This window comes from Dechloromonas aromatica RCB (genome assembly GCF_000012425.1).
The window spans coordinates 2,445,127-2,458,690 of record NC_007298.1 but is presented as its reverse complement, the minus strand read 5'-3'; the positions used below and the strand labels follow the sequence as shown (position 1 = coordinate 2,458,690).

The window sequence follows — 13,564 nt, the reverse complement described above, 5'->3', positions numbered from 1 at the left end:
CTCCAAAATAGTGTCTGGAAATGTCCGGGTTGATCTTGCTTTCCCGACACCATGAAGTCTGCGCTCTTGCAGCTGTCGCTCGGATGTCTCGCTGATTACATTCTCGTCAGGAGTTTCCCGGGTTCAGTCCGCCTCACATCCTGACGAAATTAACTTACCTCCAGATACGACCTGCAATCCAAATCGGATACAAGGATATGGCGAACCCACCATTCAGAGAGGAAACGAAAGACGCCGATCTTGTCCAGCTCGCCTTGCATTGCGGAGAACAGGAAATCGGCTAGTGCGACTTGGAAGCGTTCATGCTCTTCAGCGTGCTCGACCAGCATCGGGTAGTTTCGTGCGAGCAGCAACGCCTCTTCCTTCGCAAAATGCTCTCTGGTACAGACAGCCATTTCGTGGAGCAGGTTGTGAAACTTTTCGCGACTTTCGAGACCTGCACTCTCCAAGCATTTCTCGGACTCTGCACATAACATCAGCATCCTTTTATGCTGCTGGTCAATTATGACGTTCCCAACGCTGTAGCTCTCGCGCCATTGGTATTCTGTGATCATGCTGGGCAGTCGTGAGGACATAAAGGGGCCGTATTTTAAGGATTTAAGTGCAATCCAATCCAAAAGCTTTAAGTACCGCGCAGGCGCAAGGCATTACCGACTACGCTCAGAGACGACAGGCTCATGGCAGCGGCAGCAATCATGGGGGACAGCACCAGCCCGAAGGTCGGATAAAGTATGCCGGCGGCGATCGGCACGCCGAGGGCGTTGTAGATGAAGGCGAAGGCCAGGTTCTGGCGCATGTTGCCGACCGTCGCGGCGGACAGCAGGCGTGCCCGGGCGATACCGCGCAGATCGCCCTTGACCAGTGTGAGTTGGGCGCTGTTCATGGCGACATCGGTGCCCGTCCCCATGGCGATACCGACGTCGGCCTTGGCCAGTGCCGGGGCATCGTTGATGCCGTCGCCGGCCATGGCGACGACGCGTCCCTCACCCTGCAGACGCTCCACCAGCGCAAGTTTGTCCGCTGGTTTGACCTCGCCATACACTTCATCAATGCCCAACTTGGCACCGACGGCTTTGGCGGTGGTCAGGCCGTCACCCGTCGCCATCACGATACGCAACCCGGCCTGGCGCAGGACTGTCAGCGCCTCCTGGGTGCTTGCCTTGATCGGGTCGGAGACGATCAGCAGGCCGAGAATGTGGCCGTCGGCCGCCAGGTGCATGACGCTGGCGCCATTTTGCCGCAGGCTTTCGGCATCCTTGGCGAGAGCGCCGACATCAACTCCATCCTGGGCCATCAGCGCACCATTACCAAGAGCCAGTCGCTTACCGCCGACCGTCCCGCGCACGCCGATGCCGGTCTCCGATTCGAACTGTTCAGCTTTTTCCAGGACCAGCCCACGTTCCCGTGCGGCGCGGACGATGGCATCGGCCAAAGGATGCTCGCTGCCCTGGTCGAGACTGGCGGCAAGGCGAAGTACCTCGTCCTCCGCGGTGCCCGGCACCGCCACGGCGCGCTCGAAGGATGGGTGCCCTTCGGTCAGCGTGCCTGTCTTGTCCACGATCAACGTATCGACATCGCGCAGCCGCTCGATGGCCGCCGCGTCCCGGAACAGAATGCCCTGCGTCGCCGCCTTGCCGGTGGCAACCATGATGGACATCGGCGTAGCCAACCCTAGGGCGCAAGGGCAAGCGATGATTAGCACTGAGACGCCATTGATCAGGCCGAAAACCCAACCCTGCTCACCACCGAAAAATCCCCATGCGAAGAAACTGATCAGCGCGATGGCGAACACCACCATCACGAAATAGCCGGCCACGACATCGGCCAGGCGCTGCATCGGCGCCTTGGAACGCTGGGCTTGGGCGACCATCTGGACGATCTGGGCGAGCATGGTCTGGGAACCCACCTTTTCGGAGCGGATCACCAGACTGCCGGAGGTGTTCATGGTGGCGCCGATTACCTTGTCGCCAGGGCGTTTCGTCACCGGCAGCGGTTCGCCGGTCAGCATCGCTTCGTCAATGGCGCTGGAGCCTTCCAGTACCTCGCCGTCCACCGGCACCTTCTCGCCCGGCCGAACACGCAGGGTATCGCCGACATGTACGTTCGACAGAGGAACATCTTCTTCGGTTTTGTCGGGGTTGATACGGCGGGCAGTCTTCGGGGCGAGACCGAGCAGCGACTTGATGGCAGCCGAGGTCTGCGAGCGCGCTCTTAGTTCGAGCATCTGCCCAAGAAGGGTCAGGGAAATGATGACGGCCGCGGCCTCGAAATAGACCCCGATGCGGCCGTGGGCGACGAATGAAACGGGAAACAGGCCAGGCGCCAGCGCTGCCACCATGCTGTAAGCGAATGCCGCGCCTGTCCCGAGGCTGATCAGGGTCCACATGTTTGGGCTGCGCTGGATGATGGACTGCCAACCGCGAACGAAGAAAGGCGCTCCGGCCCAAAGCACGACCGGGAGACTGAACAACAGTTCGGCCCAGGTCCGAATGAGTGGCGACAACACTTCAAGCAGATGCCCGGCCATAGCTAAAACAAAAACCACGATGGTCAGCGGCAGACTGAACCAGAAGCGTCGGCGAAAATCCAGATACTCGGTATTGTCATCGTCCTTTTCAAAATCGGGCAATATCGGTTCAAGGGCCATGCCGCACTTGGGACAGGTGCCGGGGCCGATCTGCCGAATCTCGGGGTGCATCGGGCAGGTGTATTCGGCGCCGGGGACGGTACTCTCCTCCTGCTTCGGGGCAAGGTAACGCGCCGGTTCCGCATCAAACTTCGTTTTGCATTTGGCGCTGCAAAAACGGTAGTGGATACCGCCCAGGTCAGTCGCGTGGGGGGATTCCGGTTTGACGGTCATGCCGCATACCGGATCTCGATCAACCATGTCTGGCGTATCGCTCCGGGAAGAATGTTCGTGGTTCATGACGACTTCTGGCATCGGTTTGGCACCTTGGATTAAGAAATGAGGTCCGGTCGAGTAGCATCGCTGCCGTTATCGCTCGGTAACGGAAGTCGATTCCCGCGCCTGCCCGGCTGCTCGCCGTTATTTCACCGGCATTTGAGTGGCGCTGCCATCCTGACGTTTCATCATCTGTTCCATCATGTCCATGCGCTTCTCCATCTGCTGCATGCGATCTGCCGGATCGCTGGAAGGAACACCCGGAGAGGCGCTGTCTCCCAGTTTGCCCATACTCATCCCTTTCCCCATCATCGGGCAGTCCATTTCCATACCGGATTCCAAGCTGTGCGCCATCATCATGCTGCTCTTCATGGTGTGCATGTGCTCAGCCAAGGCTTTCTGTTTTTCCCCTTCGGTCTTGGCCTTGGCAATACGGTCAAGTTGGGCGCGCATTTTCTTGACGTTGTCTTGCATTCCCTTAATCGTCTGGGCCGATTGCCCATCCGATTGCTCAGCTGCAGCGGCCTTTTCCGGGTGATGCTCGTCGTTGGCAAAAGCAGGCGAACCCAAAGCGAGTGAGGCAGTGATCGCAGCCACGGCAAAAGTCAGGTGTTTCATGGTGTCTCTCCTTGTTATGCTCATTTACCTGTCCCCAAGCAAAGGACACGCGGAACTCGAACTAAAGTCGCCTGTCGCAGTTTGATTGGCAGCGCTCCGCTGGTCAGTGTGCTACCCAACATTCGGCCTATGCATTTTCCCCATTGGGCAAACCTTCCTGGCCGCGTTGCAGACGCCACTGTTTGACCAGCGCATAGATCGCCGGGATGACTGCCAGCGTCAGCACGGTCGAGGAGATCATGCCGCCGACCATCGGCGCGGCGATGCGGCTCATCACTTCGGAGCCTGTGCCCGTTCCCCACATGATGGGCAGGAGGCCGGCCATGATCGCCACCACCGTCATCATCTTCGGCCGTACGCGCTCGACTGCACCTTCCATCACCGCCTCGTAAAGATCGGCTACGCCCGGTTCGCGGCCTTCGGCGCGGCACTTCGTCTTGACCGTTTCCCAAGCATGATCGAGGTAGATCAGCATGATCACCCCTGTCTCGGCCGCCACCCCAGCGAGTGCGATAAAGCCCACGGCTACCGCCACCGAAAGGTTGTAGCCGAGCAGCCACATCAGCCAGATGCCGCCAACCAGAGCGAAAGGCACCGAGAGCATGACAATCAGCGTCTCGGTAATACGCCTGAAGTTAAGATAGAGCAGAAGGAAGATGGACAGCAGGGTGACCGGGATGACGATCTTCATCTTCTCAATGGCGCGCTCCATGTATTCAAACTGGCCGCTCCATGTGACGTAGTAGCCGGCTGGGAACTTGACCTGTTCAGCGACCGCTTTCTTCGCGTCGGCGACGTAACCGCCGATATCGCGGTCGCGGATGTCGACGTAAATGTAGGCGGAGAGCAGCGCATTTTCCGTGCGTATCGACGGCGCGCCCTTGGCGACGACCACTTTGGCGAGTTGCCCGAGGGGAACCATGGCGCCGTCCATGGTCGGGATCAGCACTTCGCGGGCAATCTGCTGCGGGTCGGCGCGCAGTTCCCGCGGATAGCGGATAGTGACACCGAAACGTTCGCGTCCCTCGACGGTGGTCGTCACCATCTCGCCACCGAGCGCCGTGCCGATCACGTCCTGCAGGTCGCCGATGGCCAGACCATAGCGCGCCAACTGCTCGCGGTCCGGTTCGATGTTGAGATAGAAGCCGCCAGTGATACGTTCGGCGAAGGCACTGGTGGTTCCGGGAACTGCCTTGACCACAGCCTCGATCTGCTTGGCCAGAACTTCCATTTCGCCGAGATCCTTGCCGAAGACCTTGATGCCGATCGGCGTGCGGATGCCGGTGGACAGCATGTCGATACGTGCCTTGATCGGCATCGTCCAGGCATTGGCCACCCCGGGGAATTGCAGGGCTTTGTCGAGTTCGGCGATCAGTTTGTCGGTCGTCATGCCGGCGCGCCATTCGGCTTCCGGCTTGAGGTTGATCACCGTCTCGAACATCTCGGTCGGCGCCGGGTCAGTCGCCGTGTTGGCGCGTCCAGCCTTGCCATAGACCGAACTGACCTCGGGAAAGCTCTTGATGATCTTGTTTTGCGTCTGCATCAATTCGGCTGCCTTGGTAATCGACATCCCCGGCAGTGAAGCGGGCATATACAGCAGCGTTCCTTCGTTGAGCGTCGGCATGAACTCGGAACCGAGTTGGGAGGCCGGGTAGATCGAGATAACCAGGGTCAGCAAGGCCGCAACGATGGTCACTTTCTTCCAGCGCATCACCCCAGCGATGATCGGTCGATAGATCCAGATCAGGAAGCGGTTCACCGGGTTTTTTGCTTCTGGCATGATCTTGCCGCGAATGAACAGCAGCATCAGTACGGGCACCAAGGTTACGGACAGCAGTGCCGCACCGGCCATCGAGAAGGTCTTGGTATAGGCCAGGGGCGAGAAGAGCCGGCCCTCCTGACCTTCCAGGCTGAACACCGGCAGGAAGGAAACGGTGATGATGAGCAGCGAGAAGAACAGCGCCGGTCCGACCTCCTTGCACGCTGCAAGCATGGCATCGACGCGATCACCGTTTGAATGCTCCTCGGGCAGGCGCTCCAGATGCTTGTGCGCGTTCTCGATCATGACGATGGCGGCGTCGATCATGGCGCCGATGGCGATGGCGATGCCACCCAGGCTCATCAGATTGGAGGTCATGCCGAGCAGGCGCATGGCGATGAAAGAGATGAGTATGCCGACCGGCAGCATCAGGATGGCGACCAGGGCACTGCGCGCATGCAGCAGGAAAACGAAGCAGACCAGCGCGACGATGATCGATTCTTCAAGCAGTGTTCGCTTGAGTGTATCGATGGCGCGGTGGATCAGTTCGGAGCGGTCATAGACCGCCTCGATCGTCACGCCTGCCGGCAGGCCTGGACCAATTTCGGCGATCTTAGCCTTCAGGTTATGGATGACTTCCAAGGCGTTCTGGCCATAGCGGGCCATGGCGATCCCCGAGACCACTTCGCCTTCACCGTTTAGCTCGGTCAGGCCGCGACGCTCATCCGGCGCGAGCTCGACGCGGGCGATGTCGCGGATCAGGACCGGCGTTCCCTTGTCGCTCTTGACGACCAGCATGTCGAGATCGTCTTTGCCGCGCAGGTAGCCCTTGCCGCGCACCATGTACTCGGTTTCAGCCATTTCGACGACACGTCCACCGACATCCCGGTTCGAATCGCGGATGACCTGCGCCACCTTCATCAAGGGGATGTTGTAGGCGCGCAGTTTTACCGGATCGACGGTGACTTGATAGGTCTGCACGAAGCCGCCGATGGATGCCACTTCGGCAACACCGTGTGCCTTGGAGAGCTGATAACGGACGTACCAGTCCTGGATGGTGCGCAGTTCGGCCAGCGTCTTGTCCTTGGCGAGCAGCGCGTACTGGTAGACCCAGCCGACACCGGTCGCATCCGGCCCAAGCGAGGGTGTGACGCCCTTGGGCATCCGGCTTGATGCAAAATTCAGGTATTCGAGTACCCGTGAGCGCGCCCAGTAGATGTCGGTTCCATCTTCGAAAATGATATAGACGAAAGATGCGCCGAAGAAGGAAAAGCCCCGAACCACTTTCGAGTTCGGCACCGACAACATGGCGGTAGTGAGCGGATAGGTCACCTGATCTTCGACCACCTGCGGCGCCTGGCCGGGATACTCGGTATAAACGATGACCTGCACGTCCGACAGGTCGGGCAAGGCATCAATCGGTGTGCGCAGAACGGCATAGATGCCACCGATGGTGATGAACAGGGTGGCGAGCAGGACCAGGAAGCGGTTTCTGCCCGACCATTCAATGATGTTGGCCAGCATGGTCGAATCTCCGTTGCTGTCTGTCAGTGACCGGCGTGAGGGCTGGCAGCGGAGGCTGGTGCGCTAGCCCCTGTGTTGGGCGCTAGCAGCGTGGCCGCTGTGATGACCCATTCGCCAGGCTGACGCTCGACAAACTCGAAGGCGACCTTGGCGCCAGGCTTCAGCGTTTGTAGTAGCGACTCGTTGGCAGCCTTGAACTCCATGGTCATGGCTGGCCATTTGAGGCTGTCCACCGGGCCGTGGCTGATGCTCACCGCCCCTGTCTTGGTGTCGATTTCCTCGACCTTGCCCTCTGCATGATGTCCCGCGCCTGCTGAAGCGGGTTTCGCGGCGCCTTCGGTCGGCGGCGTTTTGCCACCGTGGGCTGCGTGTCCAAAACCGCCGACCGCCGCCTTCAGGTTGCTCTCGGCGTCGATCAGGAAATTGGCGGCGACCACGACGGGTTCGCCGTTCTTTACGCCGTCCAACACCTCCACATAGTTGTCGCTACGCGCCCCGAGTTTGACTTCACGCGGCTCATAACGTCCTTCCTTGGCCTGGACGAGGACGATCTGTCGGGTGCCGCTGTCGATAACGGCGGAGACCGGTACGGTGACCACAGAGCCCTTGGCCGAGACCGGCAGTTCTACCTGAGCAAACATGCCGGGTTTGAGCAAGGCGCCAGGATTGGCGAGTTCGACCCGAACCGGCACGGTTCGGGTGGCCGCCGTCAAAGTCGGATAGACGTAGGTGACGGCACCTTCGAAGGTCTTATCGGGATAGGCGCTGATTTTGACCTTGGCCTTGGCACCGGACTTCACCAGTCCGATGTCCTGCTCGAAAACTTCGGCGACCACCCAGACGGCGGACAGGTCGGCGATCTGGTAGAGCGCTTCGCCCGGCATGAAGCGCATGCCCTGAATGGCTTTCTTCTCGGTGACGATGCCATTCACCGGTGAGCGGAAAGTCAGCGTGCGTTTGGTCTCACCGGATTTAGCCAAGGCTTTGACCTGCTCTTCGGATATATCCCAGTTCTTGAGACGGGCCAGGCTCGAATCAGCCAATTGCTTCATGCCAGACTGCGCCTCGCCGCCGGCCGCGTTGAGAGACCGCACGCCATCGGCTGCGATGGCATATTCACGCTGGGCCGAGACCAGTTCCGGGCTGTAGACCTCAAACAATGGCTGCCCCTTGCCCACCGGCTGTCCGGTTGCATTGACGAGCAAACGCTCGACATAGCCTTCGAACTTGGGAGCAATCGTGTAGGTGCGGCGCTCGTCAGGTTCAATGCGGCCGGCGGCGCGGACAATCTTGTCCAGCGCCCGCAGACTGGCCGCCTCCGTCTTGACGCCAAGTTTTTGCACTTTCTCTGTGCTGATACTGATCTGGTTTGCAGCGCCGGGTTCCTCGTCCTCTTCACCCTCGTAGACCGGGATGTAGTCCATGCCCATCGGGTCTTTCTTCGGGACTGGGGAGGTGTCGGGCAAACCCATCGGGTTACGGTAGAAACGCAGTTTGCGCTCCTTTTTGGCCGGCGCTCCGGAGGTGGCTGCTGGCTGCGCCATGGCATCCGTCTGGCCGGTCGATTTGTGCCCGGCCCAGTAGCCGCCAGCGCCAGCCAAAATCGCGACGATTGCTACTGCCAACACGCCCTGTTTCATCCCAGAGGGATTCGCTCCGGTCATAGGTCTTCTCCGAGGATTCGTTCAATTTCTGCAAGGCGTGCCTGGCCTTCAGCCTGCGCCTTGATCTGGTTTTGTTTGGCCTGGCGAATCTGCCGCTGGGCATCGAGCAGCGTGGCGAAATCCACCTTGCCATTTTCGTAACCGGCCAGCGCCGACTTGAAGGTCAGTTCCGACTGGGGCAACAGGCTTTCCGAGGCCAGTGCTTCGGTTCGGCGGGCTGCGTCAAGACCGGCAATGTTTTCTGAAAGGTCGGAGAGCACCTGATTGGAGGTCGCTTCGCGACGCGAGCGAGCGGCCGCGAGCATAGCTTCTGATTCGCGTTCCTGGGCGCGGCGTGTGCCCTGCTGCAAGGGGATGTTCATCTCGACCATCAGATCCCACTGTTTGACCGAGTTCTGCATCTGGTTGGGAACAACGCCGAAGGTGAAGTCCGGGTAGCGGTTTTTGTAGGCCAATTCACGATTTTTCTCGGCACTCTTGAGGCGCGACTCATCGGCGGACAATAGGGGATTGCGGGCTCGCGCCCGATCCTCCAGCGTGACGTAGTCCAGTTTCGCCAGCGCAGGAATCGGCCGCAGCTTCTCCGGCTCAGATAACGGTGCGTTGGCGGGTCGGGCCAGCAGCGCGTTCATGCGCGTATGCATGTGGTGGCGCTCGGTCTCCAGCGCGATTAACTCGTTTCGCATCGAGGTCTGCTCAACCTGCGCCCGAATCACGTCCTGCTGGGCAGCCAAACCACCTGCATAGCGGGCCTGGGCGATTTTTTCCAGACGGGAGATCAAATCTAGGATTTCTCGGGTCAGGCGCTCGTTCCGCGCCAGGAAATACTGTTGGGCGTAGGTCGTCTTGATTCTGGCCGAGACATCGGCCCAAGTTCCCATAGCCCGCCCACGGGCACTCTCAGCCTCCAGTTCTGCAATCTCGCGTTTAAGATCGCGCTTGCCGAACCAGGGGATGTCCTGCATCAGCGTGTAGCGAGTGCTGCCGACCCGGCTTGGTGAGAGGCTAGGACTTTGCGCTCCGCCTTTGGTGATGTCCATCAACTCGGTGCGCAATTTGGGGTCCGGAAGTGCGCCGGCCGGCTCAATGCGCTGAGCGGCAGCCTCGGCCTCCAGGCGCATGCCGGCGTACTCCGGGTTGTTATCCCGAGCGATGGCCAGCAGCCCCTCCACATCCGCACCGGGCAAAGCCGTCTGCGCCAGTGCGGCAAAGCACCACGCTCCCGCAATCGCGGCGAACAAAAGTTTTCTGGAGCTTACAGGGAGCTTCATGGAGGGTTCCTGGGCAGATTTCCGGAGGTGACCGGTGAAGTCGGGGAATGAGATTATTGCGCCGTTTCCAGCCGGACGATGGTCATCTTGTCATCCATGGCAAAGCGGATTTTCTGGCCTTCCTTCACTTTATCCAACCAGATAGCATCCTTGACACGAAAAGCCATGGTCATGCCCGGCATGCCGTTGGGCAGCGGTCCGTGGGCGACGGTCAGCTTGCCGGCATTTTTGTCTACTTTCTTGATCAGACCATCAGTCAGCACCGTGTCGTTAGTTGTTGTGGCGTGCATGGCACCGTGATCCATATGCTCCATCTTGTCGATGGCCAGGGCAGGTGCGGCAAGTCCAGCAGCAAAGGTGGCGACGGCGATGAGGGTGAGCGGGTATTTCATGATGAATCTCCTGTGGGATCAGTGTTTGGCGAAGACGGTGGTGCTGCCGTCGGCTTGGACGAGCAGCGTTTCATAAGGAACAGGCGTGGCGGTTTCCATGCCGGGGGAGCCCTGCGGCATGCCCGGGGCAGCGAGGCCGACGGCTTTGGGTTTTTCCTTCAACAGGCGCTGGATGTCGGCGGCCGGGACGTGGCCCTCAATCAGGTAGCCGCCCACTTTGGCGGTATGACAGGAACCTACACGGTCAGGCATACCCAGGCTCTTGCGTGCTGCCGGGACGTCGTTTACGTTGTGGGCATTCACCTTAAATCCATTTTTTTGCATGTGTTCGATCCACTTTTCGCAGCAGCCGCAGTAGGGACTTTTGAACACTTCCACCTGTGTCGCGGATTGCGCCCAGGCCGTGCCTGTAGCGACCAGCAGAGCCAGCAGCAAAGAAAGAGTGCGGAGTGTCGGTAGTGGTTTCATGGCGGTTTCCCGGTGGATTCGAATGGGGGCAGTTTGAAGGGGCGATCCCTACAGGAGGCTGACCTGCGGATTACATTTCAGTAATCTTGCGAAGTCGGTCAATGTGCGTGCTCGCCGTGTTCGTGGGCGTGTGGTTTCACGTCGTGATGGTGCTCATGGTCGTGGTCATGGGGCTGCTCCGTTTTCTGCGCGGTCTCATGCCCGTCCATGCCACCGTGGGAATGTCCATCGCTCGCCTCGACCTGCCGGCGGTATTCCTCCGGGGAAAGGCTGGGCAGGATTTTGAGGAAGGCTGTCAGATCCCAGATTGCCTCATCCTCCATGCCGCCTTTCGACCAGGCCGGCATGCCTGAGCCCTTGACGCCGTGTTTTACAATCCAGAAGCGTCTGGCGTCCGTTGAGTTGGAATCGGCGATGGGTTTGGCAAGGTTTGGCGGCGTCGGATAGAGACCCTTGCGGATTTCGGAGTCCTCGATGCCGGGCGCCAGGTGGCACTCCGCGCACATGGCGTCGTAATTGCCGGCGCCGCGACGAATCCGGCTGGTATTGGAAAGGTCGGCCGGCACCGCAATGTCTGTGGCCCGGTGAGCGATGGACTGTTCCCGCGCCCATTCGATCAAGCGATGGACGACCGGGCTATGCGGGGTATCGGCGGCGAAGTCGAGAATGCCGATCTGTATCAGTGCGGCTGCCGCTGCGGCACCGAGACCTAGCGTGCCCACTGCACCCAACAGAATTTTTTTCATGGGAAGTTTCCCGAATTGTGAATAACGCAATTTTCCGCCGTGCCGGGTAACGGGAAACTGACTGGCGTATTACATTTCCGTAATCTACGAGTCCAGCCCTCCGTGCCGGCGCAGAATGGCATCGATATCTGGTGGCAAGGGAGAGTGAACATGAAAATCCTGGTCGTGGAAGACGAACAGAAAACCGGCGATTACCTGCGGCAGGGGCTAATGGAAGCGGGCTTCATCGTCGATCTGGCGCGTGACGGATTCGACGGGTTGCACCTGGCGCTGACCGAGGCCTACGATCTGGCAGTCCTCGACGTGATGCTGCCCGGCATCGACGGCTGGCAAGTGCTGCAAGGCATTCGCCGGGCCGGCAAGGACATGCCGGTGCTCTTTCTGACGGCTCGCGATGACGTCGAGGACCGAGTCAAGGGGCTGGAACTTGGGGCCGATGACTACCTGGTGAAACCTTTCGCCTTTTCTGAACTGCTGGCCCGTGTCCGAACCCTGCTTCGGCGCGGCGGCAAAGCAAAGGAATCCGATCTCCTGAACGCGGCCGACCTCGAACTCGACCTGATGCGTCGTCGGGTTACCCGATCCGGCAAGAAAATCGACCTGACCTCGAAAGAGTTCGCGCTGCTGGAAGTTCTTTTGCGGCGTCAGGGCGAGGTGCTGCCGCGCTCGCTGATTGCCTCCCAGGTGTGGGACATGAACTTCGACAGCGATACAAACGTCATCGAGGTCGCCATCCGGCGGCTGCGGGCCAAGGTGGACGACGGTTTCGAGCCGAAACTAATCCGGACGGTTCGAGGCATGGGCTATGTGCTGGAGACAGCCGAGTGAATCTGATCGGGAAAAAATCCGTCACCTTTCGGCTGACCATGCTTTTTGCATCGGTCTCGACCACGGTGCTTCTTATGCTGGGACTGCTGATCGGCTCGCTCGTCGAGGGGCATTTCGAAGAACTGGACATGGAACTGCTCGGCGGAAAAATGGAATTGCTCCGCCACGCTTTGGAGAAAGTGCGCTCCCCCCAGGAACTGGAAGCGCTGCCGGGACAACTGGAAGATTCGCTGGTCGGACACCACGGTTTGGCGGTGCGCATCTTGAAAGTGGACGGTCAGCTCCTGTATGCGACGGAAGGATCGACGTTCCCACCTGGACTGCTTGCCGATGCCGGGAAGCTGCCTCTTCGTCCGACACTCTGGAGCGATTCGGAAAACCATCTCTATCGTGGCATCGCCGCCCTGGCACCCACCGGTATCCAGGGCATGGCGCCAGTTGTAGTAGCGGCGTCGACCGACATGACCCACCACGAGCATTTCATGCACTCATTCAAGGCGGCGCTTTGGTCAGTCGTGGGATTTGCCGCACTTCTCACTGGATTTCTTGGCTGGGTGGCGGCTCGCCGTGGTCTGGCGCCCCTTCGTGAGATTAGCCGCTCAGCCGCTGGCATTACCGCTAACCGCCTTAACCGGCGGTTAGCGGTGGAGTCCATTCCCGTCGAACTGGCAGAAGTCGCCCAAACCCTCAATGAGATGCTGGCCCGCCTTGAAGAGTCCTTCCGCAGGCTGTCTGATTTCTCCTCCGATCTCGCCCACGAACTGCGCACGCCCGTGAGCAATCTGCTGACACAGACCCAGGTAACGCTGTCCAAGACGCGGACGCTTGACGAATACCAAGACGTGCTCGCCTCCAACGCCGAAGAGTTCGAGCGCCTGTCGCGGACCATTGCCGACATGCTATTTTTAGCCAAGTCAGACAACGATCTCATTGTCCCCAATCGAGAAACGGTTGATCTGGCGGTCGAGATCGCCAGTCTTTCTGAGTTTTACGAGGCCTGGGTCGAGGAGAAGGGCATTCACCTGACCTGTTCGGGCGGCGGCCTCGTGCTTGGGGATCGGCTGATGCTGCGTCGGGCCGTCGGCAATCTGCTTTCCAACGCAGTGCGCCACACACCGGAAAAAGGAATGATCACGGTCTGCGTGGCCGATGCTGACAACACGTGCATCGTTGTGTCGGTTGAAAATACGGGCGAGACCATCGCCCCGGAACATCTGCCCCGTCTGTTTGACCGCTTCTATCGGGTTGATCCGTCCCGGCAACGATTTGGCGAAGGCGCGGGTCTGGGGCTGGCCATCACACGTTCCATCGCTAGTGCCCATGGCGGTGATGTTCGTGTCCGTTCGGAGAACGGCATCACGGCGTTCGAGATTTGGTTGCCGGCCTGACTGT

11 protein-coding genes are annotated in these 13,564 nt (G+C 59.8%); 2 read left to right on the top strand and 9 right to left on the bottom strand.

Going from position 1 to position 13,564, the window contains the following annotated elements; translation table 11 throughout:
* Nucleotides 1-149 precede the first annotated feature (149 nt).
* From DARO_RS11690 to DARO_RS11650, 9 genes are all read right to left on the bottom strand, one after another.
* A complete protein-coding gene (locus DARO_RS11690; RefSeq protein ID WP_198134028.1) occupies nt 150-554 on the bottom strand; it encodes a hemerythrin family protein in 405 nt (134 codons plus the stop codon).
* 68 nt (nt 555-622) lie between these two features.
* Nucleotides 623-2,941, bottom strand: coding sequence for a heavy metal translocating P-type ATPase (locus DARO_RS11685; RefSeq protein WP_011288005.1), 2,319 nt, complete (start codon nt 2,939-2,941; stop codon nt 623-625).
* A gap of 105 nt (nt 2,942-3,046) precedes the next feature.
* Nucleotides 3,047-3,520: a hypothetical protein gene (locus DARO_RS11680; RefSeq protein WP_041224360.1), complete on the bottom strand. Its 474-nt coding sequence runs from the start codon at nt 3,518-3,520 to the stop codon at nt 3,047-3,049.
* Between the two features lie 127 nt (nt 3,521-3,647).
* The gene (locus tag DARO_RS11675; protein WP_011288003.1) at nt 3,648-6,803 is read right to left on the bottom strand and encodes an efflux RND transporter permease subunit; all 3,156 of its coding nucleotides are present in this window, start codon (nt 6,801-6,803) and stop codon (nt 3,648-3,650) included.
* Nucleotides 6,804-6,826: 23 nt separating this feature from the next.
* Nucleotides 6,827-8,467, bottom strand: coding sequence for an efflux RND transporter periplasmic adaptor subunit (locus DARO_RS11670; RefSeq protein WP_011288002.1), 1,641 nt, complete (start codon nt 8,465-8,467; stop codon nt 6,827-6,829).
* Nucleotides 8,464-9,738, bottom strand: coding sequence for a TolC family protein (locus tag DARO_RS11665; RefSeq protein ID WP_011288001.1), 1,275 nt, complete (start codon nt 9,736-9,738; stop codon nt 8,464-8,466). The genes DARO_RS11670 and DARO_RS11665 overlap by 4 nt, the downstream gene beginning before the upstream one ends.
* Before the next feature lie 53 nt (nt 9,739-9,791).
* Entirely contained in the window at nt 9,792-10,130 is a 339-nt protein-coding gene (locus DARO_RS11660) for a copper-binding protein (RefSeq protein WP_011288000.1), read from the bottom strand.
* An 18-nt stretch (nt 10,131-10,148) separates the two neighbouring features.
* Nucleotides 10,149-10,598: a DUF411 domain-containing protein gene (locus DARO_RS11655; protein WP_011287999.1), complete on the bottom strand. Its 450-nt coding sequence runs from the start codon at nt 10,596-10,598 to the stop codon at nt 10,149-10,151.
* Between the two features lie 98 nt (nt 10,599-10,696).
* Nucleotides 10,697-11,344: a c-type cytochrome gene (locus tag DARO_RS11650; RefSeq protein WP_011287998.1), complete on the bottom strand. Its 648-nt coding sequence runs from the start codon at nt 11,342-11,344 to the stop codon at nt 10,697-10,699.
* Between the two features lie 150 nt (nt 11,345-11,494).
* Here DARO_RS11650 and DARO_RS11645 point away from each other — a divergent pair, with 150 nt between their 5' ends.
* Nucleotides 11,495-12,172 (top strand): heavy metal response regulator transcription factor, encoded by a 678-nt coding sequence (locus DARO_RS11645; RefSeq protein ID WP_011287997.1) that lies wholly within the window; start codon nt 11,495-11,497, stop codon nt 12,170-12,172.
* Nucleotides 12,169-13,560 (top strand): heavy metal sensor histidine kinase, encoded by a 1,392-nt coding sequence (locus tag DARO_RS11640; RefSeq protein WP_011287996.1) that lies wholly within the window; start codon nt 12,169-12,171, stop codon nt 13,558-13,560. The genes DARO_RS11645 and DARO_RS11640 overlap by 4 nt, the downstream gene beginning before the upstream one ends.
* Nucleotides 13,561-13,564 lie beyond the last annotated feature (4 nt).